Source organism: Sphingomonas metalli, assembly GCF_014641735.1.
In the GTDB taxonomy this organism is placed as follows: domain Bacteria; phylum Pseudomonadota; class Alphaproteobacteria; order Sphingomonadales; family Sphingomonadaceae; genus Sphingomonas; species Sphingomonas metalli.
In genome coordinates this window covers 1-23,754 of record NZ_BMIH01000007.1, presented here as the reverse complement: position 1 = coordinate 23,754, position 23,754 = coordinate 1, and the positions used below count along the sequence as shown (strand labels likewise).

Here is a 23,754-nt window from a genome sequence, read left to right as displayed (position 1 = left end):
TAGGTCATCGTCATCGCGCTCTCCCACGATCAGAGATGACGGCCCGCGTGCCGGCTGTCAACGGTTGTCCATACGTGTTGAAAGGTAGATACACTCGACAGATTGACACTTGTCCGAACATGTATAGGCTTGCCGCAACAAAGTCCGCAGCATACTGCGCATAGGGGAGGACGGGCGTACATGTTCCTGAGCAGCATCGATCGATTCGGCAATGCATCACGCTACGCTCTGGCCGTCGCCGCGCTGATCGGCGGCACCGCCGCCGCCGCCCAGACGAGCGCGCCACCCGCCGATGCCGCGACGACGGCGGCTACGACGACCGCCGACCCGGCACCGCCCGCCGTCGACGTCTCGACCGAGGCAGAGGCCGCCGACATCGTCGTCACCGCGCAGCGGCGCGTGCAGCGGCTGCAGGACGTGCCGGTCGCGGTCTCTGTGGTGTCGGGTGCGCAGCTAGACCGGACCAATATCAAGACGCTGACCGATCTCGCCGTGCGCCTGCCCAACGTCCGCATCGCACCGGGCGCGCTGGTTGACTTCCTCAACGTCCGCGGGGTCGGTTCGGGAAACAATGCCGGCTTCGAACAGTCCGTTGCGACGTTCGTCGACGGCGTCTACCGATCGCGGTCGCGCGCCACTCGCGCCGCCTTGTTCGATATCGATCAGGTCGAGATCCTCAAGGGACCGCAGACCACCTTCTTCGGTGCCAACGCGATCGCGGGCGCGCTCAACATCACGACCCGCAAGCCCCGGCAGGAGTTCAGCTACAACGCGCAGGCGCTGTACGGCACCGATGGCGAATATAATGCCGAAGGTGGCGTGACCTTGCCCGTCACCGATACGCTCAGCGCGCGCGTCGCCGCGCGGTTCTTCGGCATGGAAGGGTTCGTGAAGGTCGGGCGCGACCAGCGCGGTCCGGCACAGGACGGCGCGCAGGGCCGGCTGTCGCTGCGCTGGGAGCCGGACAGCGGAGCCACGTCCGACCTGCGGGTCGATATCGGCCGTACCCGCACGCAGAACAGCTTTCCGTTCGAGCTGATCGGCTGCCCGCCGCCCGCGCCCTTCACGCTGGTCGCGACCAGCACCTGCGCCCGCTTCATCGCCTATAATGGCGGCCGGCCCGTCGACGACAAGCTGGACGGACATAGCGATCAGACACCCACCTTCTCCGACTATGACTTCGTCGAGACGGCCTGGACCAATTCGGCGGATGTCGGCGGCGGCACGCTGACCGGGATCACCGCCTATTTCCATCATCTCGCCAAGGACCGCGTCAACCAGGTGCCGTTCCCATTCCGCAGCCCGGTGGTCGACGGATATGACGGGCAGACGCTGGAATCGTTCGAATATTACGATCAGCTGTCGCAGGAGGTCCGCTTTCAGTCGGAAAGCGGCGGCGCCTTCGAATATATGGTCGGCGGCTATGCGGCACTCGGCAAGCTGAAGTATCTGCGCACCGCCGCCTTCGGCTTCAACACCTTCGGGGCGGTCCCCGCGGTCGCCGCGACGGGCACCACCGCCGCAACGCCGGTCGCCGCGCAGAACGACCTGCGCGAGACCAGCCAGACGCTGTCGGCCTTCGCCTCGGCGACGATCCGGCCGATCGACGGGGTGCGGATCAATCTGGGCGGACGCTATTCGCGCATCCACAAGAGCACCGACCGCCTCTCGACCTTCGGCACCGCGATCAATGGCCGGCGCGAGACCTATGCGGTCCTGCCACTCGCCACGCAGGTCGCGCTGTCGCGGGTGATCGGCGCGGATCTTGGCCAGTTCCCGCGGCCGACCCGAACCGACGACAAGTTCATGCCCTCGGCCGGCGTACAGGTCGATCTGGCCCGCGACGTCATGGCCTATGCCACCTATTCCAAGGGCTTCAAGGCAGGCGGCTACAACAGCAATTCGCTCGCGCTGGATTATGGCCCGGAATCGGTGAACGCATACGAGCTCGGCCTGAAGGGCGTGTTCCTCGACCGCGCCCTGACCCTGAACGCCGACATCTTCCGCAGCGACTATCGCGACCTGCAGGAAACGACGCTGATCTTCACCACGGCGGTTCCGACTTCGGTCGTCGCCAACGCCGCCGGTACGCGGTCGCAGGGCGTCGAGGCGAGCGTGACCTATCGCGTGTCGCCCATTCTGACGCTCAGCACCGACATCGCCTATCTCGACGCCAAATATACCGACTATACCAACGCGCCCTGCACGATCGCGGCAGGCATCGCCGGTTGCCGATCGCAGGATATGTCGGGCAAGCGCCGGCCGTTCGCGCCCGAATGGAGCGGCAACGTCGGCGCCACGCTGACGCTTCCGGTCGCCGGCCAATCGCTGCGGGTCAGCCCGCTGGTCTATTGGTCGTCGCGCTACTTTCAGTCCGCGACGGCCGATCCGCTCCTGTCGCAAAGCGGCTATGCCAAGGTTGACCTGACGGTCGGCTACGGTCCGGCCGACGGCCGGTGGGAATTGGCGCTGATCGGCAAGAACCTGACCGATCGGCTGACCGCCTCGTTCCGCCAGCCGGTGACGGGATCGACCGGCAGCATCGCCGCCGTGACCGAGCGCGGGCGTGCGGTCGCGATCCAATTCTCGGTCCGTCCATAATCGGGTAGAGGGGAGGGGCGGCCCGCCACCCCTCCCGTCAGCCGATCGGCGGTACGTCGAGGCGCGCGACCATCCCGGCCAGCTCGGGCGAGGGTACCGGGTAGCGGGCCATTACCAGCGGATCGTGACCGGGGATAACGTGGTCGTCGCCGTCCGCAAGCTCGCGCAGGCGATGAAACCCCTCCAGCATGTCGCCCAGATGATAGACCAGCGGGAAGCTGCGCCCGGTTTCCATGTTGGCGTAGAAGTGGCTGGCGTCGGACGCGAGCACCACCCGCCCCCGCGCGGTGCGGACCTGCACGGCCTGCAAGCCATCGGTGTGGCCTCCGATGCGGTGGCAGACGATCCCCGGTGCCAGTTCCCAGCTGCCGTCGTGGAACGCGACGCGCTCGGCGAAGATGCGGTGGACCATCGCCGCGACGTCATCCGCTTCGTAGGGGGCCCGCAGCGCGCCATGCACCATTGCGCGCCCGGTCGCATAGGCCATCTCGCGGTCCTGGACATGGAAGCGCGCCTGCGGGAACAGGTGATGGTTGCCGGCATGGTCGTAATGGAGGTGGGTGAGGATCACATCCTCGATCCCCTCCGGATCGACGCCCATCCGGGCGAGCGTCTTGGCCGGGCAGGCGAGATGCGTGCGACCGCGCCGGTCCGCCATCGCTCGGTCGAAACCGGTATCGACCAGTATTGCCCGCTCGCCCGAGCGGATCAGCCAGACGAAGTAGTCGAGCGGCATCGGTCCGTCATGCGGGTCGCCGCCGATGAAGTTCTGCGCCGCGCGCTGGCCGGGATTGACGGCGTAGCGGATCGCATAGACCTGCCACACGCCGTCCGTGTCAGCCATGGGCCGGCACCGCGGCATCGCGGCTGCGGATCTTCACCCCGGCCGCGCGCTCGGCGCGTTCGACGACGCGGGTAAAGTCGGCATCGCCGCCCAGTTCCTCGGTGGCCTTCGCCCAGATCTCCGCGACCAGTTCGGAGGCGGGCATCGAAAGTTCCATCGCCTTCGCCTGGCTCATGCAGAGATGCAGATCCTTCTGCATCAACCCCATGGCAAAGCCGGCATCGAAGGTGCCGGGTAGCACCTGGCGTGGGAATTTGTCGAGCGTGGCGCTGTTGCGGCCGCTTCCGGCGTTGAGGACGGACACGACGGTTTCCGGGTCGAGCCCGGCCTTGACCGCCATGGCTGCGGCCTCGCCTGCGACGACCAGCGCGTGCGCCGACATCAGATTGTTCACCACCTTCATCATCTGGCCCATGCCGGCATCCGGGCCGACATGGAACAGCCGGCCGAAACATTCCAGCAGCGGGCGCACCCGGGCGACCGCTGCGTCGTCGGCGCCGGCCATCAGCGCCAGCGTGCCCGCCCGCGCGCCGGCGACCCCGCCGCTGACCGGGCAGTCGACCAGCGTGATGTCCGCTGCGGCGAGCGTCGCCGCCGCCGCCCGCGCGCCGTCCGGACCGGTGGTGGACAGGTCGACGACGATCCTCGTCCGGCCGGGGGCGGCGGCGATCGCCTCCACCACCTCGGCGACGATCGGCGGCGTCGGAACGCTGAGGAACAGGATTTCCGCCTGCACCGTCAGGTCGGCGACGGTCGCGCCGATGCTGTCGAAGCCGGCGCATGCGTCGGGCTTTGCGTCATGCGCGATCACCCTGTGGCCGGCTGCGACCAGACGCTCGGCGATCGGCCGTCCCATTTTGCCGATACCGATAAATCCCAGGGCCTGAGCCATGCCGAACGTCTCCAGATAATCCGCCGTAACTTGTACGGATATGTACCTGCGGCGGTCCGTCTTGCCAAGCCACCTCGTCGACGACGACGGCGCGGGCTTGCCCGGCGTAGCCGAGCCTCGTTACATTCCCCGCCATGGCCAGATCCTCAAGCAAGCCGGATATGATCGCGACCGCCGAGAAAGGCGAGGACCGGCTGCACCAGATGGTGCTGAAGGCGCTGCGGACCGAGATCCTGCGCGGGCTTCACCCGGTCGGCGCGGCGCTGCCGTCCGAAGCGACGCTGGTCGCCCGGTTCGGGGTGAGCCGCCATACGGTGCGCGAGGCGCTGCGTCAGCTTCGCGAGCTCGGTTTGGTCGAGCCACGCCAGGGGTTCGGCACGGTCGTTACCCAGCAAGGCGGGCCGCAACCCTATGTCCACCGGGTCAGCTCGATCAGCGACCTGCACGACTTCGGCGTCGAGTCCCGCTACTTCGGCGACAGCGCGACGCTCATCAAGACGCCGCCCTCGGTCGCACCCCATCTGCATGCAACCGATGCGCAGTCCTGGCTGCGGATCGACGGACTGCGCTACGCGCCCGGCGACGACGTGCCGCTGTGCGAGGTGGAGATCTTCGTCGCCGCACAGTTCGCCGGCGTGGGGCGGCTGCTCGGCAAGCAATCGGGGCCGATCTATGCCCTGATCGAGCTGATCTATGGCGAGAGCATCGGCGATGTCGAACAGTTCGTCCGGGCGTTCAAGCTCGAGGCGCCTAGCCACGCGCTGAAGCTGCCCGCGGGCGAAACGGTGATCGAGATCCGCCGCGTATACCACACGCTGGACGGAGATACCGCCGAAGTGACCTTCAACCGCTACCCCGCCGACCGCTTCAGCATGTCGATGCACTTGCGCCGCATGAAGGCCTGATTCTAATCTAACTTGTCTGGACAAGTTTGTTGTGACACAAGCCCGGCGAGGATCGACGGGAGGATGACGGGTGAGCAACACGAAGTTTGATGCCGGGTTGGCGCTGCGCAAGGAGGTGCTGGGGGCTGACTATGTCGAGCGGTCGTTAGCGTCCGCCGACGATTTCAGCCGGCCGATGCAGGAATTGTCGACCGAATATTGCTGGGGCCATGTATGGACCCGCCCGGGCCTGTCGCGCCGCGACCGCAGCCTGCTCAACATCGGCATGATCAGCGCGCTGAACCGTCCGCACGAACTGAAACTGCACGTCAAGGCGGCCCTGACCAACGGTCTGTCGCGCGAGGAAATTTGCGAGGCGATTCTGCAGGTCGCGGTCTATTGTGGCGTGCCGGCGGGGCTCGATTCGACCCGGATCGCGCGCGAAGCCTTTGCCGAGCTCGACGCGGCGTGACTGGGAAGGCGGATGCGGCGGCGGCCGGCATGGATGCGGCCCGGCTCGACCACCTTTGCCGCGTAATCGAGGCCGATCTGGCCGCGCGCCGCTATCATGGTGCCGTAGTCAGGGTCGCCCGTGGCGGCCGGATCGCGCTCGATGCGGTGATCGGTCACGCCGATGCGGATCGCGCGCGTCCGCTGGCGGCGGATTCGGTCTTCACCATCTTCTCGACCACCAAGGCGTTCACCAACGTCCTCGCGCTGCGCGCCGTGGAGCTCGGCCGCTTCGCCCTGACGACCGCGGTGTCGGAAGTGATCCCGGAATTCGACGGCGGGCTTCGCGCCCAGATCACCGTCTTCGACCTTCTGACCCACAGCTCCGGGCTGCCGATGCACTATGCCCCGCAGCCCGGAATGGCGCTCGACGATCTGGATGCGGTGTTGCGCGTCGTCTTCGAGAACGTGCACAGCATCGAGCCCGCCGGCGACCGGGTGAACTATTCGCCGATGTACAATCAACTGCTGCTCGGCGAGATGCTGCGGCGAACCGATCCGGCGGGCCGCGGCTATCGCGAGATCATAGCCGACGATCTGTTCGCGCCGCTCGGCATGGACGATACCGCGATCGGCGTGCGCGCCGACCTGCAGGCGCGCCACATCGTTCCGGACTTTCAGGGCCATTCGCCGATCGAGCATCGCAGTGCGCGCGTGCCCGGGCCGAACGGCGCCTTCGAGGACGAGCGGGCCGAGATGCCCTGGGTCGGCGCGGTCTCGACCGTTCCCGACCTTCATCGCTTCGCCGAGATGCTGCGCCGTCGCGGCACGCTCGATGGCGCGCGGATCCTCTCGCCGGTGACGATGGCGCTGGCGACGCGCAACTGGACCGGCGACAAGCCCAACGAACTCTATCGTATGCTCGCGCACAAGCGCGGCTGGACGCCGGCGCCCGCCGGTATCGGCCTCGGCTTCACCGTCCGCACCGACCATGTCCGCCATCACATGTTCGGCACGCTGACCGCGCCCGGCACCTTCGGCAATTACGGCGCCGGCAGCGCCCTGTTCTGGATCGATCCGGTATCGGACGTCAGCTTCGTCTGCCTGACCGCCGGGCTGCTGGAGCCGAACGACAATATCCTGCGCTTCCAGCGCTTGTCCGACATCGTCGCGTCCGCGGTCGGCTGAGCGCTATGGACACCGCGCGCTTCGCCTTGTCCCGCGCCGATCTGCGCATTGAGGCGGCCTATATCGCGGGCGGTTGGGAAACCGGTGGAGGGCACATCGCCGTCCACGATCCCGCGACCGGATTGCTGGTTGGCCATGTGCCCAATCTCGGCGCGGTTGCCGCCACGCGCGCGGTCGATGCGGCGGCAACCGCGCTGGGCGACTGGCGCGCCCGGAGCGGCAAGGAGCGGTCGGCCGTTCTGCGCCGCTGGTTCGACGCGCTGCGAGACCATCGCGACGATTTGGCAAGCATCATCACCGGCGAACAGGGCAAGCCGCTGGCAGAGGCCCGCGCCGAGGTCGACTATGGCGCGGCATTCGTCGAATGGTTTGCCGAAGAGGCCAAGCGCGTCCAAGGCTTTGTCACGGGAGGGCCGACCGCTGACAGCCGCATCACTGTGTTGCGGCAGCCGGTCGGTGTTGTCGCGGCGGTGACGCCGTGGAACTTCCCCCTCGCGATGATCACACGCAAAGCGGCGCCGGCCTTGGCGGTGGGGTGCACCATGGTGCTGAAGCCGTCGGAATTGACGCCGTTCACCGCCCTGGCGCTGGCGCGCCTCGGCGAAGAGGCCGGCATTCCAGGCGGCGTCTTCAACGTGGTGACGGGGGCACCCGGGCCGATCGGCGACGTGCTGACGGGCGATCCGCGCGTGCGCAAGTTCACCTTTACCGGCTCGACTGCAATCGGCAAGATGCTGGCTACACGTTGCGCGGCGACCGTCAAGCGCGTGTCCTTGGAACTGGGCGGGAACGCACCGCTGCTGGTTTTCGACGACGCCGATTTGGAGGCGGCGGTGGAAGGCGCTCTGGCGAGCAAGTTCCGGAACGCTGGGCAGACTTGTGTGTGCGCCAACCGCGTACTGGTCCAGAACGGAATATACGATGCCTTCGCAAGCCAGCTCGCAGAGCGCGTCGCCACCATGACGATGGGCGACGGCTTTGTCCGCGATTACCAGATCGGCCCGCTAATTGATGATCGCGCGGTACAAAAGGCGCGCCGCCACGTCGAAGACGCGTTGGAGAAAGGAGCCAGCCTTTTAGTCGGCGGACCCTCCGCGCCTTCCCACAGAGGAAGCTTCTTTAGACCCACCGTCCTGCGCGACGTATCGCCCGATGCGCTGTTAGCACGGGAGGAAACCTTCGGTCCCGTGGCGGGGCTTATTCGTTTCGAGACGGACGCGGAGGCGATCGCTCTTGCTAACGACACGCCCGCGGGATTGGCAGCGTATGTCTTCACCCGCTCGGCCGATCGAATGACCCGCATCGCGGAAGCCCTCGAATATGGAATGATCGGTTTGAACACTGGGCTGATCTCGTCGGAATTGGCACCGTTTGGCGGCATCAAGGAATCAGGGTACGGTCGTGAGGGAGGGCAGCTCGGGATCGACGATTATCTCGTGTATAAGACTGTCACTAGGGTCAGGACTCGTTGATTATAGCCAAGGGCTTCGTCAAACTAAATGAACCGGCCGCCATGTGCGGCTAGAGCAAGGGAATGCCTCGCCCGCGCAAGCCCGCTTCGCCGTTTCGCTACTTCAACTCGTCGCCGGAAGTGATCCGGCTCGTGGTGCTGATGTACGTGCGGTTCCCGCTGTCGCTCCGCAACGTCGAGGATCTGCTGTTCGAGCGCGGGATCGACATCTGCCATGAGACCGTGCGCCTCTGGTGGAATAGGTTCGGCCCGATGTTCGCAGGCGATATCCGCCGTCAGCAGATGAGCCGGATGCGGGGCTTTCGCCACTGGCGCTGGCATCTCGACGAGATGTACGTGAAGCTGAACGGCGAGATGGTCTACCTCTGGCGGGCGGTCGATCATGAGGGTGAGGTGCTGGAGAGCTACGTCACCAAGACCCGTGACAAGGCGGCCGCGCTTACATTCATGCGGAAGGCGCTGAAGCGGCATGGCTCACCCGAGGCGATCACCACCGACGGTCTACGCTCCTACCGTGCTGCGATGAACGAGCTGGGCAACGGGGAGAAGCAGGAGGTTGGCCGCTGGGCCAACAACCGGGTGGAAAACAGCCACCTGCCGTTCCGACGACGAGAGCGGGCGATGCTTAGGTTCCGGCAGATGAAGACGCTACAGAAATTTGCTTCCGTCCACGCCAACATCCAAAACCACTTCAGCCTGGAGCGCCACCTCATCGACCGCAAGACCTACAAGTAACGACGCTCCGCCGCGCTGGCGGAGTGGCAGATCCTTGCGAGCTAAGCTGCAAGCCTCAAAGGCCAAGGTGCATGGTGGGGAGAGCGGTTCGCGTTAGACTGACAGCACCCGCTGAACCGCTTGCATTCAACATGAATTGGCTCGGAGGTGGTCAGCTCCATGTGACTTGGTCCTGCAAAAATGCCTTCTTGGCGGGGCGCATTGGGTCACATAGCTGGTCCAGGTCACTTTTCCAGACCGGAGCTGACCCTATGAACATCCTGCACCTTGACGCTAGCGCAAGCGACAGCACCGCCTTGCATACACGGCGCCTATCTGGCGAACTCGTTCAGCGGCTCGAAGCCGCCAATCCCGGTGCGACGATCGTGTACCGCGATCTCGTCGCCGCCCAGCTTCCTCACATCGACATGACAATCCGGCATGCCTGGACGGCCGAGGATACAGGCGACACCAGGCTGGCCGAGACCATAAGCCGATTCAAGGCTCTCGTTGACGAGCTCAAGGCGGCGGACGTGGTGGTGGTCGGCTCGCCCATGTACAACTTTACAGTACCCTCGACGTTAAAGGCGTGGGTCGACCATGTAGCGATCGCCGGGCAGACATTCAGCTACACGGCCGAGGGGCCACGCGGCTTGCTGAACGGCAAGGTCTATCTCGTGCTCTCATCGGGCGGTATTTATTCGCAAGGACCGTTTGCCGCGTACGATCATCTCTCGACCTACCTCAAAGCGATCGTTAACTTCGTCGGCATCGTGGACGTCGAAATAATCCGAGCGGAAGGCATCGCTTACGGACCAGAGCAGGATCAAGCCGCGATGGCGAGCGCCGCCCAGAAGATCGAGGCGATCGCTGCCTGATCAGTTCGTCAGTGCGGCCAGCTACGGAGATCAGGCCGTGGCCGGCCACCTGATAGGCACTTGGGAAGAAACCTGAACGAACGTCCGGTTCGCGCGCGCAGCTAGTCCAGTCTGAATGACCGAGGATGCGTTTTGTTGAAGATTCTGGATCTTCGTGTCCCACTCATGAGCGCTCGTTGAAGTAAGTTACTGCAACGAAGTCGGAAGAGGCCCGTCCGACCAACGCCGCGCTTGCAACTGCGTCGTGATTGCTTCGCCCAGATGCTCGGCGTCGTTGCCGAGGGCAAATCTGTAGCGACCGCCGGGCATGCTCCATCCCTCTGACACGGCATCGGCAAGCAGCCGAGGGTCGATCACGAGGTCGACACGCTGGCTGGCGCCCCGCCCGAGCTGCACGCGCTGGAATCCGACCAGACGCCGCACCGGCTTGCCGGCGCGCTCGACCAGGTAGAGCTGTGCGATCGTCGCGCCGTCGCGCTGGCCGGTATTGGCCACCTCGAAGCGGGCCTTCATGCCATCGACGCGCAGCCCGGTCATGCCGAATTGCGTGTAGGACAGGCCGTAGCCGAACGGGAACAGCGCCTGATGTCCCTTGCGCGCATTCCAGCGATAGCCGAGGTCCGATCCCTCGATCGCATAGTTTGCCTGAAGGGTCATGCCCGGCCGCGGCATGCCGCCGGCGAAATCGGGCTCCAGCGTGTCGAATCCGTCGAGCTGGGGACGCGGCAACTGGCTCGTACCGGCGGGGAAGGTGATCGGCAGCTTGCCCGAGGGGTTGACCCGGCCGAACAGGACGTTGGCGATGGCCTCGGCGCCCCGCGCGCCGGGGAACCATGCCTCGACCACCGCCGCCGTCCGATCGAGCCACGGCATCAGCACCGGCCCGCCGGTCTGGAGAACGACGATGGTGTTGGGATTGGCCCGCACCACCGCATCGATTAGCGCATCCTGCCCGTTCGGCAGCGACAGATCGGGCTGGTCCAGTCCTTCGGTCGCCCATTGATTGGCGAACACGATCGCAACGTCGGCCGCCTTGGCCTGCGCCACCGCGTCCGCGATGTAGCGGCCGTCGCGGAAATGGAAGTCCGCCTGCGGCGCGAGCGCTCTCAGGGCCTTGAGCGGAACCGAACGGTGGTAGGACTGGGCGATGAACGAGGCGAACGGCCCGTCGCCCCCGAGCGGAATCGACAGCGCGGGACCGTCCTTGCCCTGCACTTGGCTCGACCCGGCGCCGGACAGCACGCCCGTATCGGCATAGCCCCCGATCACCGCGATCCTGCGAGCGCTCGCCGCCAAGGGCAGGGCGTTGCGCTCGTTGCGGAGGAGCACGATCCCCTGTTCGGCCACGCGTTGCGCGACGGCAGCATTCGCGGCGACGTCGATAGCGCCCCCCGGACGCGCGGGGACGCGGTCGAGGCCATTGGCGTAGATCGCCCATAGGACGCGGCGGTTCATGTCGTCGAGCCGGGTCGCGTAGGCGGGGTCGGTCCTGGCCGCGGCAGCGAGCCGGTCGCCGAAGAACAGGCCGGGATCGAGCTGCTCGCCAGACTGCTGGTCGAGGCCCTTCAGCGCCGCGTCGAGGCCCGGCACCGCGCCCCAATCGGACATGACGAAGCCTTTATAGCCCCATGAACCTTTCAACACCCGGTTGAGAAGCCAGTCGTTGGCGCAGGCCTGCTCGCCGTTGACGCGATTATAGGCGCACATGACCGATCCGGGCTGACCGATCTCCATGCCGATGCGGAAGGCCAGCAGGTCGCTCTCCCGCGCGGCCGCCTCGCCGATCCGCGCATCGACGAACTTGCGACCCGTCTCCTGGCCGTTGAGCGCGAAGTGCTTGATGGTCGAAATGATATTGTTCGACTGGATACCGCGGATCGCATGGCCGACAAGGGTGCCGGCGAGCAACGGGTCCTCGCCCAGATATTCGAAGTTCCGGCCGTTGCGCGGATCGCGCACGAGATTGACCCCGCCTGCGAGCAGAACGTTGAAACCCTTCGCCCGCGCCTCTCCGCCGATCATCCGGCCGCCTTGCTCAATGAGGTCCGGGTTCCAGGTCGATGCCATCGCCAGGCCCGAGGGCAGCGCCGTCGCCCCGTCCTTGCGCAAGCCGAAGACATAGGCGACGCCGAGGCTCGCATCGGTCTCGCGAAGCGACGGGACGCCGAGGCGCGGAATGCCGGCGACATAGCCGGCACCGGGGATCGCCTCGGCCGGCACGGGGGGCGGATTCTCTCCGATCGGCAGCGGCATGATGCCATGGGTCAGCACCGTCTTCTCCGCCGGACGCATACGGCGAAGCGTCGCCTCCGCCCGTGCCGACGCGTCTGAGGCCCCATTCTGGGCGAGTGCTGGCCCCAGCGCGCCGAAGGCAAGGGGCAGAGCGGCGATAAGGACGGTCGAGCCACGAAGGTGGTTCATCATATTTCCTTCAGGATGTCGGGGGGGCAGAGCAGGTGAAGCTGTCCGCCCGGCGCGGATCGCCACCGCGGAAGACGGCACGTCGGGGATAGGGGCAGAGTGGACGGGTACGCCCCGCCGCGTCGGCCGCGACGAGGTGCTCGGGCACGACCGCGCGCTCCACCCAGGCCTCCATCGCAGCCTGTGGGTCGAACCGGTCAAAGCCCGGGCCGCCAGCGCAGTGACCAACACCCGGCGCGAGAAACAGTCTGGCCCATTCGTCGCCGCCGGTCACGGATCGCGCGTGCCGGAACTTGGCGACCGTATCGCGCGGCGAGACGACCGGGTCGGCGAGGCCGTGATAGACAAGTAGGCGACCTCCGTGCGCGCGAAACCGCGACAGATCGGGGCTGACCGCGTCGACCGTTGCCGACAGCCGGCGTTGCGCCACGGCGAGATCGCGCGCCGGATTTAACGACCACCATGTCCATTCTGGCGTCCGGAACACCCAGTCCCGCCAGAAATTGATGCGAGCGGGCTGCTGCGCGTTGCCCGGGTCGGCCCAATAGCCGCTCCAACCGGTTTCGCTGCCCGGAAGCCATGCATAGGTGAGGGACGCGCCCGAACGTGGGTCATGAACGCCTTGATACATCGCTTGGGCTGCTTCGACTTTGGTTGGGGAGAGGCAGTCACCCGATGCGCCCGGCCGACAGAGCAGGGCAGCGGGATCGGGACGGCAGGACAGCGGATCGTTGAGCCAGGGATCGTCCGCCAACCCGCCGCCGAGCCCGCCGTTGGTCGACCGACAGCTGGCGTAGCTATGACGCGCCAGCAGCTGGAGGTCGCCGCTATCGAGGATGGCCGTGTCGTTCCGGCCGCGCGGATGATTGGACAGATATTGCCACAGAAACGCGGCATTGAGCCGCGTCCGGTCGGCACCGGGAGCACCCGCGACGATGCCGTCGAAATCGTCCGGGAAGCGCTGGGCTTCCATCATCGCCTGATGGCCGCCGGTCGAGCAGCCGGCAAAATAGCGATGGGATGGAGGGCGGCCGTAATAGCGCGCCGCCAGCCTTTGCGCCGCGCGCGCGGTGAGATGGACGGCCCGCCACCCCCAATCGACGATGGCTTCCGGCCGGCCGCGCGCAAAGCTTGGATCGTCGCCGTCATGGCCGGTATCGGTCGCGACCACAGCGCTGCCGCGACCGAGCGCTGCCATCATTGCCGCACGTGGAAGTGCCGAGGAATAGCCGCCATTGCCGAGCATCTGGAAGCGGCCCGTCCAGCTCGCCGCTGCGGGCAGCAGCAATTCGAACCCGATGCGCGAGCCCGCGACGGGGCGCAGCGTTCCCGTGACCCGGCAGAAGGCTGGTGTCGTCCCTACTGCCGCGATGGGCCTCGCCTGCACGCTGCCACCCGACGCCGATAGCGCCGCGCAGGGCTGGGTCGCCGCGCCAGCGGGCCCGGCCAGCAGCGCCGCGGCGAGGATGAGCCTAGCGGAGGACATCGCTCGCTTGCGCCTGCGCGATCAGCTTTGCGGCGTCGTCGGGCAGCAGCCACCCCGCCGCGACCTGCTCTGCCGCCACCGCGCGCACCCGCGCGACGAACCCGTCATGGTCGCGGTAGCGCGCCTCCAGCGAGGGGCGCGGGTCACCCGCGGCGCGGCGCTCCCCCTCGGTCCGCGCGAACGGCACGAAACCGCCGACAAAGCCGCAGCCGCCGCCCTTGCCATAGCCGGCGGCCAGTTCGTTCCAGCCGGTATAGGTGCCGATCGGCACGAGCAGCTGGACCGAGGGAACCCCGGCCGTCTCGTTGCCGTCGGCATCGACGCGCGGCACCAGCGACGGGATCGTCCGCCGGATCACCGGCGGCTGGCGGGTCAATACGCCGGACAGGTCGCGATAGTCGAAGCGGTCGCCAAAATCCTGATCCAGAAACGGATTGAGCTTGCCGTCGGGCGAGGGCACGCCGGGTATGCGCGGCCACCCCATCGCTGCCGCGTTCGGTGCGACCAGATCGCCGGCGGCGATCGTCGGATAGCGGCTCGGCGACGGCGCGCGCCCGGTGGCGACCCATTCCGCCAGGGCCTTGAGCACGGCGCGCCGCGTCTCGGTGGACGGATTGGGATTGAACGCCAGGGTGCAGGCCGGCGCACCCGGAAAGGCGGGGTCGCCCTTGGTCGGGAAGCCGCCGACATAGGAGCCGCCATGCGTCACGCTCGGAAAGTAGTAGCGGCGCACCTCAGCGGGCAGAGGGAGGTCGGCGCTCGCGTCGGTGCCGACAAGGTTGGGCGACATGCGAAGCCCCCAGAACTCCGCCGAGCCGAAAGTCTCGACGATCTTGGGGCAGGTCTGCGACAACCGGCACCGGTCGAGCAGGCTGGCGGTGCCACGACCGCGGACCCGATCGGTGTAGGAGGTCCACCAGAGCGGCCCTTCGCTACCCGGCTCGTAGAGGCCCGCGGCACCGCCCGGCACGCCGAAGCGGATGTTGAGCGGTACCTGACGCGCCGCGATGTTCGGGTTGGCGCCGTCGAACACACGGTGACCATCCTCGCCCTGATTGAAGCCGAGGGCGATGAAGCTGCGGACGAAGTTGCCGGATTGCGACGTGCCGGTGATGATCGGCCAGCGCACCATCTTCGCGACCGGGTTGGGGTTTCCGACGTCGTCGGCCGCGGCGGAGCGAAGGAAGCTGTTGAGATCCCGCACCGCGGCGAAACCGATGCCGAGGACCTGCGGCGCCTTGCCTTCATAGACCAGGGTATAGGCCTGGTTGCGGTCGAAACCGCCGCGCAGGCAGAGGCGCCCGGGATCGGGCGTGCCGGGGAATGGCATCGTGCGGCAATCGGCGAACGCCCAGTCGCCGGGCGCGATATCGACGGGTGCTGCCGTGTCGCTGGTCTGGCGGAACAGTCGCGCACGGCGTGTGTCGAGCGAGACGGGCGCCGGGCGCGGGGTGGGCCGGCCGATCCCGCCGGTGATGGCGATGCTTGTCGCGCCGGCGGGCATGTCGGTGAAGCGCTGGAGCACCGGCGCGGTCAGGGGGCGCCCGCGCGGACCGGTGGCGATCGGCACCGTCAGGCGCTGGGCATCGGCGTCGGTGATGTCGCCCTGCCAGCCGCTGATGACGCGGACATGCCCGTCCGGGTCCGCCGCGACCGCGCCGTTGCCGCGATTGGGGACGTCGTACATCAGGAACCCGCTCGCCCGGCTGCGGTCCACGGGCAGCGCAATGGCGAAGGTCGCGGAATAGGGCACCCGACCGTTCGAGGCACGCGGCGCGCCATCGAGATCGGTGATGATCCGGTTGTGGGGATCGCGCGGGTCGAGATCACCCTCATATCGCCCACGCAGGATGCGATAGCCGGGCGCACCTAAACCAGCCGGCGCGACGGTCTCCGTCTTCTCCACGATCAAACGGGTCAGACGGGCGTCCGCAGCGCCGGCGGCGAGCAGGACGATGGCGGCGGCGGCGCCGATGCGCACCGTTCGGGTCATGACGGGTCTCCGATGGTCCCGCGAAGCGGCAGATCGAGCAGCTGCGCGCCGAGGGACTTGCCATGCGCGTCGAGCGCGAGCGAGCGGGTTACCCCGCCGTTCAACGCGCCCTCCAGCACGAAATTGAGCGCGCCGAGTCCGGGCAGCTCGTAGCGGGTTGCCCGCCGGACGGTCAGCGTCGCGAGATGCGTCAGCACCCGATCGACCGTGACTTCGCGTAGGAGCAGCGCATAGTCGGCCGGATCGTAGGCGATCACCGATACCTGCGAGATGTCGCCCTTGTCCCCGGTGCGCAGGTGCGCGATGTCGCCGAGTTGCATTTAGGCCTCCACCATGACGACGCTGGGGCTGACCCGGTCGCGGGGGATCAGGGTAGAGGCGACCGCCACCACCGGGCGCACCGAACGGGTCGCACCGCCCCCGCCGAAGGGACCGTTGGTGTACAAGGCCTCGACCTCCGCCCCGATCGAGGCCGCATCCTCCTCGCGGGCAGCCCTGCCGCAGATGCGAACCCGGATCTCGCGGGGGCAGGAGCCGAGACCGGTGCGATCGACCGCGTCCATCCCGATCAGGTCGCAGCGCAGTTCGTCGATCCTTGCATCGATCAGCGCGAGCCGCTCGCGCACCACCGCGATCGCCAGTCGCGCCCGATCGACGGCGCCGGGCCCGGCATAGGAGATCTGGCCTTCGCCGATGAAGCCGTCGTCATAGCCGATCGAGACCTTGAGCGTGTCCGGCCGGACGCTGCCGCCGCCGCCGCTGACGGCGACCCGGTCCGGGCCCACTTCCTCCAGACGCACCGACCGGAAATCGGCGACGACATCGGCCTGGTGATAGGCGCCGGGATCGAGGATCTCGTAGAGGAGCTGCTCCTTGCAGGAGGCGAGCGAGAGTTGCCCGCCCGATCCGGGAACCTTGGTGAAGACGGCGCCGGCATCGGCCGAAACCTCCGCCAGCGGGAAGCCGAGGCGGGCGAGGCCGGGCACCTGCTTGCGTCCGGCATCCGCAAAATAGCCGCCCGTGAGTTGTCCGGCGCATTCGAGAAGGTGGCCGATCACCGTCGCCTTTCCCATCAGGGTCGGATCGTCGAGCGACCAGCCGAAGGCGTCGATCAGCGGCCCGACGAACAAGGCCGGGTCGCCGACCCGCCCGGTGATGACGATGTCCGCACCGCGCGCCAGTCCGTCCGCGATCGGCGCTGCGCCGAGATAGGCGTTGGCGGAGATGATCGGCGGCAGATCGGCGCTCGTGCCCTCGCGGTCGATCAATGCGAACGGCTCGCTGCGAACCGTATCGAGCACGTCGTCGCCGAGTACGGCCGCGATGCGCAATGGCCCGATCCCGAGAGAGCCGGCGAGGGCGGCCACGGCGCGGGCCGCGCCGAGCGGATTGGCCGCGCCGGCATTGGTGACGATCCGCACCCCTCGCGCCCGCGCGGCGGGCAGGATGCGGCGCATCCGCTCGAGCAGCATCGGATCGAAACCTCCGTCCGGGTCGCTTCGGCGGGCGTTCTGCGCGAGCGCGATGGTCCGCTCGGCGAGGCATTCGAAGACGAGGAAGTCGAGTTCGCCCTTTTCCACCAGCTCCAGAGCCGGCTCGATCCGATCCCCCGCGAAGCCGGCGCCTGCGCCGATCCTGACGGTCGCCGGCCGGATCACAGCGGCAGCACCCCGAAAAGGAGCGCGGCGGCGAGCATGACAAGGCTCGCGGCGAACAGCCAGGGGATCGAGAAGCGCTGATGCGCGCCCAGTTCGATCCCGCTCAGCCCGGCGACGAGGAAGGTTGCGGGGGTAAGCGGGCTGACCGGGAAGCCGGTGGTCATCTGTCCCAGCAGTGCCGCGCGGCCGATCGCCACCCCCGGCGTGCCGAAGCTCTCCGCGACCCCCGCGATCACCGGAAGCACCCCGAAATAGAAGGAGTCGGGATCGAACAGCAGACTGAGCGGCATCGCCAGGACACCGACGACCACCGGCAGGCGCGCGCCGAGTTCGCGCGGAACGTGGGTCGCGGCGGTTTCCGCCATCGCCGCGATCATCCCCGATCCGTTCAAGATTCCGGTAAAGGCGCCCGCCGCGAACAATATGCCCGCCATCAGCAGCGCCGCCCGGGCGTGCGCGTCGATCCGCGCGCGCTGCTCGGCGGCACCGGGATAGTTAATGATGAGTGCCGCGGCGGTGCCGATCATGAAGACCACCACGGGCTCGGTCAGGCCGGCGATCATCACCCCGACCACGAGCAGGGTCAGGACGACGTTCACCGGCAACAGCTTCGGGCGGCGCAGCCCGGCGGCATCCGTGTCCCCATCATGTCCGGGTGCCGGCGAGGCGCCCGGCGCGACCGACGCTCCCGCCGCGACGGGCAGGGGGTCATTGGCGGCCAGTCGAACCTCCTCGCGTCGCCCGAGCCACCAGGAAGCCGAGAAGACGAAGACGAGGCCGACGAGCTGGACCGCGATCATCGGGGTGAAGAGCGTGTGGACCGGCACCTTCAGCGCTGCCGCCGCACGCAGGGTCGGGCCGGTCCATGGCAGGAAATTGACGCCGGCCGCCATCGAGGCGGTGCAGGCGAGCACCCGCCGATCCATGCCCAGCCGGTCGTAGAGCGGACGCAGGGCCGGGATCGTGACCAGGAAGCAGACCGCGCCCGACCCGTCCAGATGGATGAGGAGCGCCAGCAGCGCAGTGCCCAGCGTGATCCGCGACGGCCGCTCGCCGACCAGCCGCAGGACGAGCGACACGAGCGGGGCGAGAAGCCCGGCATCGGTCATGATCCCAAAAAACAGGATGGCGAAGACGAACATGCCGGCGACCGGGGCGATCTTGGTGAGCCCCGCGACGACATAGCCGGGAACCGCCGCGCCGAGCCCTGCCACAAGCGCTGCGACCACGGGCACCAGGATGAGGGCAGCCAGCGGCGATGTGCGATTGGACAGGATAAGCGCAAGCAGCGACACCACCGCCAGCGCTCCGATGACTGCAAGCATGATCCTCCCCGTCCGGTCGAGTGCCGGGCCCAGCCATCATGCGACCTTGCTGTTGATCCAGCAATGAGAATGATTGGATAGACCTATACAATCCGAGAATGGATCCAACGTGAAACGATCGATGCATATTTGCTATGGGTCGATCGTAAGTTTCTATTTCTTTTCTGGTCCTCACCGATCCAAGACAAGGGTGCAACTCGGCAGAAGACCGTGGTGGAGAGGATCGGCGAACCCTGAGGTACGGCATCGAGCCGTCCATTGCGCCCGCCGTTCCCCGCCATGGCTCTGCAAAAGGGAGGGGACGAGATGACCGTGGTTCCACACAAGCGCAGCCGTATCCGGGCAGTGGCGATGCTGTCCTGCGCGACGACCCCTATGCTGCTGGCGACCGCCGCTGCGGCGCAGACCGCCGAGCCGCCGGCCGGCCCGACCAGCCCGGCACCGGCGGGTCAGCAGTCGCCTCCCTCGCTCCCCGCGGCACCGGTGACCACCGACGATACGACCGTCGACCCGGCCGCGAGCAGTCAGGCACCGACGCAGGATGCGGCGCCCGACATCATCGTCACTGGCTCCTACCTCAACGTGCGCCAGGAAGATCGCGCATCGCCGGTGCTGGCGATCGACGCCAAGGACTTCAACCGGACCGGCGTCCAGTCGCTGGCCGAAATCACCCGCTTCATCCCGCAGAATGTCGGCAGCGCGGGCGGCATCCAGGATCTCGCCAAGGGCGGCGGCGCGGACTCGCGCGATACCCGGTCTGCCAATCTTCGCGGACTGGGTTCGGGGGCGACGCTGGTGTTGCTCAACGGCCGGCGCGTCGTCCCCGCCGACGGCTTCGTGAACCTGAACAGCCTGACGCCCGAAATCGCGATCGAGCGGATCGAGACGGTGCTCGACGGCGCTTCCTCCACCTACGGTGCGGACGCGGTGGCGGGTGTGTTCAACGTTATCACCAACACCCGCTTCAACGGGCTGAAGCTGTCCGCGCAGGCGACGCATATCGACGACTCGCCGTCAGCGAACGTCCAGGCGATGATCGGTTTCGGTAACGACCGCTTCCACAGCGTCACCTCGGCCGCCTATCGCTATCAGGACCGGTTGCAGAATGGCGACCGGGCGATCACCAATTTCTTCAATCCTTCGTCGGGAGCTGGCGCCAATCCGGGCAGCTACATCCTCTACTCGCGACCACGCACCGTCGCGGGCGGCGACGTGATCATCAACGGCAACAATTATTCACAGCTCTACGATCGCTTCCGCAACGCCGCCGGGACGGTCAGCGTCGTGGACCCGAATTGCGGCTCGACCGAAACGCAGAGCCGCTATGTCCCCGCCGCGAACAGCCCCGGCTTCGGTCTGGGATCCTGCCAATTCAGCTTTCAGGCGCAGAACCCGATCCGCCCGGAGGCGAAAAGCTACCTCGTCCACAACGACACGACCTATGAGATCGCGCCGGGGCATACACTGTTCGCCGAATTCGGCTTCTACCACCAGGATTCGAAGCGGTTCAGCGTGCCCTCCTACGCGCAGAACCGGATCGGAGCGCGGCCGCCGATCGTGCCGGCGTCGAACCCCTATAATCCCTTCGGCGTCGACGTCGCCTTTGTCGGGCGGGCGATCGGCTCGGCGGGCTTTCCGGATTATCAATATCGCCTGATCCAGGACAAGGTCGACCAGCGTCAGTTCGTGCTGGGCGGGCGCGGCCAGATCGGCGGCGGCTGGCGCTACACGGCCAATGCGACCTATTCACGCGCCGACGTCCAGTCGACCGACCGCGACACCGACTTGACGCTGTTCCAGGCGGCGCTCAACGGCTTCGGCGGACCCAATTGCAACTACCGCTACAGCGGCCCCGGCGCCGGTGCGGTCGCGGGGCAGGGCAATTGCCTCTATTACAGCACCTTCGCCAAGGACACGGCCGGCCTTGACCCGTCGCTGATATTCAACCTCCAAAGTAACGTCGTTTCCAACGCCAAGATCGAATATGCGATCGGCGAGGCCGTGGTGAACGGCCCGCTCCTGTCGATCAACGGCCGCTCGCTCGACGTGGCGGTGGGCGTGCAATATCGCAAGGAGAAGCTCTCCAACACCTATTCGGATCTTCTGACCAGCGGTTTCGCAGGCTTTCTCGGGCCAAACCGCAACACCGCCTTCGAGCGCGAGGTGAAAAGCGTCTTCGCCGAGGCCAATTACGAAGTGGTCGATGGTCTCAACATCAACGCCGCCGGCCGGTATGAAGACTATGGCGCTTTCAACACCGTTGCGCCAAAGATCTCCGCTAACTGGCGGATCATCCCGCAGATCGCGGTCCGCGTGTCGGCGAGCAAGGCGTTCCAGGCGCCCTCGATCCAGAACTCGGCGGCGGTGCTGATCAACACGAACGTCGTCAATATCATCGACCCAAACGATCGAACCACCGTGTTCCGGTCGGTCCAGACCTATGGCAACCCGAACCTCCAGCCGCAGAAGGCGGACGTGTTCAACATCGGCACTACCCTGCTGCCGGTCCCAGGGCTGCGGCTCTCGGTCGATTACTGGAAATACAAGTACAAGAACCAGATCCAGCTTCAGAACGGCCAGGCGGTCATCAACGCCGATCCGAACGGACCCAATGTGATTCGTGACGCGACCGGCTCGGCGCAGACAATCATCGTCCAATCCTACAATGCGCCGAGCGGCACGGGCACGTCGGGCATCGACGTCGCCGCCAGCTACACCTTCGACATCGGCTCGGCCCAGGTCTCGCTGCGCGACAATCTCAGCTATCTTGCGACCTATGACGTCGACACGGGTACGGTCGTCTACGACGGCGTCGGCTACCGCAACAACTTCCAGACCTCGCCGCTGACCGCGGCGGCGGCGCCGCGCTGGCGCAACCTGGCGAGCATCGACGCATCGGTCGACGCCGTGTTCGCCTCGGCGACGTGGCGGTACGTATCGGGGGTGAAGGACGACTATCTGGCGGTGGTCGGAACACCCGTGACCGACCGGATCGGCGCCTGGTCGGCGATCGACGTTCAGGCCGGGCTCCAGTTCGGGCCTGACCGGCGGTTCGACGTTATCGTCGGCATGATCAACGCGTTCGACAAGACGCCGCCCGCTGCCAAATATACGGGCTATCTCTCGACGCTCGGCGATCCCTTCGGGCGGCAGACCTACATCCGGCTGGGCGCGAAGTTCTAGGCGGATTGCGGCGGCTGGTGCGCGCGCTGGTCGCCGCGCATCTCCGCCAGATAATGTCGGCGGAAGGCGTCCGCGGCGGGGGGTAGCGTCCTGCCGAGAGGGTAGGCGAGGCCGATCGTCCGCTCGACGCTGGGATGGGACAGCGGCCGCGCTGCGATCCGCCCCTGATGCAGGATGCCGAGGGTCGAGCGAGGCAGGGCGGTGATGCCCAGCCCCGCCTCGATCAGCGCGCCGACCGTGGCGAGCTGGGTGCAGTCATATAGGCCACGCACGGTCACGCCGGCCTTGCTCACGGCCGCATCGGTCAGCTCACGGACGCTGCTGCGCGGTGCCATCGCGATGAAGGGGTGGTCCGCGAAGATCGCCCATCGTGCCGGCGTCCCCGTATCGAGTTCGCTGCCCGCCTTGACCACCAGGACCATCGCGTCCTGCATCAGCGGGTCGAAGTGGAACGCCCCCTCCTCCGGCGGCGTGGTGACGGCAAGATCGATCTGCCGCTCCTGCATCTGCTGGTAGAGCGTGCCCGACAACTGGTCGCGCAGCACCACGTCGACCAGTGGATGGCTGAGCCGGAACGAGGCGATCACCGCGGGAAGGTCACCGGCCGCAACTGACGGTAGCGCCCCGACCACGACGCGACCGCGCGCGCCGCTCAGGCTTTGCGAAAGCTCGGAAAAGGCGTGATCGAAGTCCGCGGTCAGTCGCTCGACGATCGGCAGCAGCGCTTCGCCCGCGGCGGTGAGCCGGACGTTTCGCGAGTCCCGATCGAACAGACGCGCGTCCAGCTGTTCCTCCAGCATCCGGATGGTGCGGCTGAGCGCGGGTTGCGAAACATTCGCGACACGCCCCGCTTCGCTGAAACTCCGATGATAGGCGACGAGCATGAACAATCGCAGGCTCGTCATGCTAGGGGACCTTGGCATAACTTCACGATGGTACTGTTTTTGAGGTTCGGTCAACCACGCTGCACTCGGTCACTATCGGCCGGTTTGCAGGTGGAAAACAGCGGCATTGAGGATGCTTCCCATTGGCCAGACAGGCTGCCCGCCGTGCGATCGCGCTCGCTCCGCCTATCGGCGGGTTATACTTGGCGCTGGCCTTCGTGCTTCAAGCCAAACTCGACCTTTGTGGCGCGTCTCAAGCCTACGATCGGCCCTATGCCGCCTCGCCGGGCGACGCAGTGGTGCTGCGGACGCGAGGCACCTTCCTGTTTAACTTCGGCGATGCCGAAGCGATCACGCTTTACCAGCGCTCGGAGGCCCTCGACCCGTTGAGGAGCAGATGCCGCCTTTGCAGCCATCGGACGCGTATGGGACGGGCTGGATCCGGGGCTAATCAACCTCAAGGCCGACCCGTTGCTCGCCCCCATCCGCTCCGACCCGCGCTACAGCGAATGGCTGCGCAAGATCGATTTCGTGTGATCTGCGTCACGCTCTAGCCGTCGCCGTCAGAGGTTCTGACGCAGGTTCGTTGCTGAGTGCTTTTCAGGTTTCCCTGATTAGCTGAACGAGTGTCCGAACCTTGGAAGCGGCAGAGCGGACACGACTGACCGGAAGTGGGTCCTAGCTGCTCAAGCAACGTCCCCTTTATCCAAACTAGCCCCAGAAGGCGAGCCCGCCGAACATTCCGATGCGGAGCATTAGAAGCGCCCAAGGCAGCAGGATGAGGGTGTGTAGGGCGGTGACAAACCCGGCCACGGGAGCGCCGGCATAGGTGCCGGTGCGGCGGAGAGAAATCCTGCCAGTGGTAAGCTGCTCCATTTGGGG

At 66.8% G+C, this 23,754-nt stretch carries 17 protein-coding genes; 8 read left to right on the top strand and 9 right to left on the bottom strand.

Annotated elements, in window-relative coordinates:
- Nucleotides 1–180 precede the first annotated feature (180 nt).
- The gene (locus IEX18_RS17870; RefSeq protein WP_188661080.1) at nt 181–2,601 is read left to right on the top strand and encodes a TonB-dependent receptor; all 2,421 of its coding nucleotides are present in this window, start codon (nt 181–183) and stop codon (nt 2,599–2,601) included.
- Nucleotides 2,602–2,638: 37 nt separating this feature from the next.
- On the opposite strand, the gene IEX18_RS17865 is transcribed toward IEX18_RS17870, so the two are convergent.
- Nucleotides 2,639–3,445 (bottom strand): N-acyl homoserine lactonase family protein, encoded by an 807-nt coding sequence (locus IEX18_RS17865; protein ID WP_188661078.1) that lies wholly within the window; start codon nt 3,443–3,445, stop codon nt 2,639–2,641.
- Complete coding sequence (locus tag IEX18_RS17860; protein WP_188661075.1) at nt 3,438–4,337, bottom strand: NAD(P)-dependent oxidoreductase; 900 nt, start codon at nt 4,335–4,337, stop codon at nt 3,438–3,440. The genes IEX18_RS17865 and IEX18_RS17860 overlap by 8 nt, the downstream gene beginning before the upstream one ends.
- 134 nt (nt 4,338–4,471) lie before the next feature.
- Here IEX18_RS17860 and IEX18_RS17855 point away from each other — a divergent pair, with 134 nt between their 5' ends.
- The 6 genes from IEX18_RS17855 (at nt 4,472) to IEX18_RS17830 (ending at nt 9,922) form a co-directional block, all read left to right on the top strand.
- Nucleotides 4,472–5,242 carry a GntR family transcriptional regulator gene (locus tag IEX18_RS17855; protein ID WP_188661073.1) on the top strand — a complete coding sequence of 257 codons (771 nt, stop codon included), beginning with the start codon at nt 4,472–4,474 and terminating at the stop codon, nt 5,240–5,242.
- A gap of 70 nt (nt 5,243–5,312) precedes the next feature.
- Nucleotides 5,313–5,693: a carboxymuconolactone decarboxylase family protein gene (locus IEX18_RS17850; protein WP_188661071.1), complete on the top strand. Its 381-nt coding sequence runs from the start codon at nt 5,313–5,315 to the stop codon at nt 5,691–5,693.
- Entirely contained in the window at nt 5,690–6,859 is a 1,170-nt protein-coding gene (locus IEX18_RS17845; RefSeq protein WP_188661068.1) for a serine hydrolase domain-containing protein, read from the top strand. The genes IEX18_RS17850 and IEX18_RS17845 overlap by 4 nt, the downstream gene beginning before the upstream one ends.
- A gap of 5 nt (nt 6,860–6,864) precedes the next feature.
- Nucleotides 6,865–8,331: an NAD-dependent succinate-semialdehyde dehydrogenase gene (locus IEX18_RS17840; protein WP_188661066.1), complete on the top strand. Its 1,467-nt coding sequence runs from the start codon at nt 6,865–6,867 to the stop codon at nt 8,329–8,331.
- Nucleotides 8,332–8,393: 62 nt separating this feature from the next.
- The gene (locus tag IEX18_RS17835; protein ID WP_188661063.1) at nt 8,394–9,065 is read left to right on the top strand and encodes an IS6 family transposase; all 672 of its coding nucleotides are present in this window, start codon (nt 8,394–8,396) and stop codon (nt 9,063–9,065) included.
- Nucleotides 9,066–9,316: 251 nt separating this feature from the next.
- Entirely contained in the window at nt 9,317–9,922 is a 606-nt protein-coding gene (locus IEX18_RS17830; RefSeq protein ID WP_188661060.1) for an FMN-dependent NADH-azoreductase, read from the top strand.
- Nucleotides 9,923–10,108: 186 nt separating this feature from the next.
- Here IEX18_RS17830 and IEX18_RS17825 read toward each other — a convergent pair whose 3' ends face one another.
- The 6 genes from IEX18_RS17825 to IEX18_RS17800 are packed head-to-tail and all read right to left on the bottom strand — an operon-like array spanning nt 10,109 to nt 18,805.
- Nucleotides 10,109–12,346: a beta-glucosidase family protein gene (locus IEX18_RS17825; RefSeq protein WP_444544616.1), complete on the bottom strand. Its 2,238-nt coding sequence runs from the start codon at nt 12,344–12,346 to the stop codon at nt 10,109–10,111.
- A 7-nt stretch (nt 12,347–12,353) separates the two neighbouring features.
- Nucleotides 12,354–13,829 carry a tannase/feruloyl esterase family alpha/beta hydrolase gene (locus tag IEX18_RS17820; RefSeq protein WP_188661054.1) on the bottom strand — a complete coding sequence of 492 codons (1,476 nt, stop codon included), beginning with the start codon at nt 13,827–13,829 and terminating at the stop codon, nt 12,354–12,356.
- Nucleotides 13,816–15,822, bottom strand: coding sequence for an alpha/beta hydrolase domain-containing protein (locus IEX18_RS17815; protein ID WP_188661051.1), 2,007 nt, complete (start codon nt 15,820–15,822; stop codon nt 13,816–13,818). Before IEX18_RS17815 ends, IEX18_RS17820 begins: the two co-directional genes overlap by 14 nt.
- Nucleotides 15,819–16,142 (bottom strand): AtuA-related protein, encoded by a 324-nt coding sequence (locus IEX18_RS17810; protein ID WP_188661049.1) that lies wholly within the window; start codon nt 16,140–16,142, stop codon nt 15,819–15,821. Before IEX18_RS17810 ends, IEX18_RS17815 begins: the two co-directional genes overlap by 4 nt.
- Nucleotides 16,143–17,480, bottom strand: a complete 1,338-nt coding sequence (locus IEX18_RS17805; protein ID WP_229664702.1) for an acyclic terpene utilization AtuA family protein — start codon at nt 17,478–17,480, stop codon at nt 16,143–16,145.
- A complete protein-coding gene (locus IEX18_RS17800) occupies nt 17,477–18,805 on the bottom strand; it encodes a CitMHS family transporter (RefSeq protein WP_188661046.1) in 1,329 nt (442 codons plus the stop codon). Before IEX18_RS17800 ends, IEX18_RS17805 begins: the two co-directional genes overlap by 4 nt.
- Before the next feature lie 306 nt (nt 18,806–19,111).
- Between IEX18_RS17800 and IEX18_RS17795 the strand changes: the two genes are divergently transcribed.
- Nucleotides 19,112–21,988: a TonB-dependent receptor domain-containing protein gene (locus IEX18_RS17795; RefSeq protein WP_188661042.1), complete on the top strand. Its 2,877-nt coding sequence runs from the start codon at nt 19,112–19,114 to the stop codon at nt 21,986–21,988.
- Here IEX18_RS17795 and IEX18_RS17790 read toward each other — a convergent pair.
- Complete coding sequence (locus tag IEX18_RS17790; protein WP_188661039.1) at nt 21,985–22,893, bottom strand: LysR family transcriptional regulator; 909 nt, start codon at nt 22,891–22,893, stop codon at nt 21,985–21,987. The two genes, IEX18_RS17795 and IEX18_RS17790, sit on opposite strands and share 4 nt — an antisense overlap.
- Between the last annotated feature and the right edge of the window lie 861 nt (nt 22,894–23,754).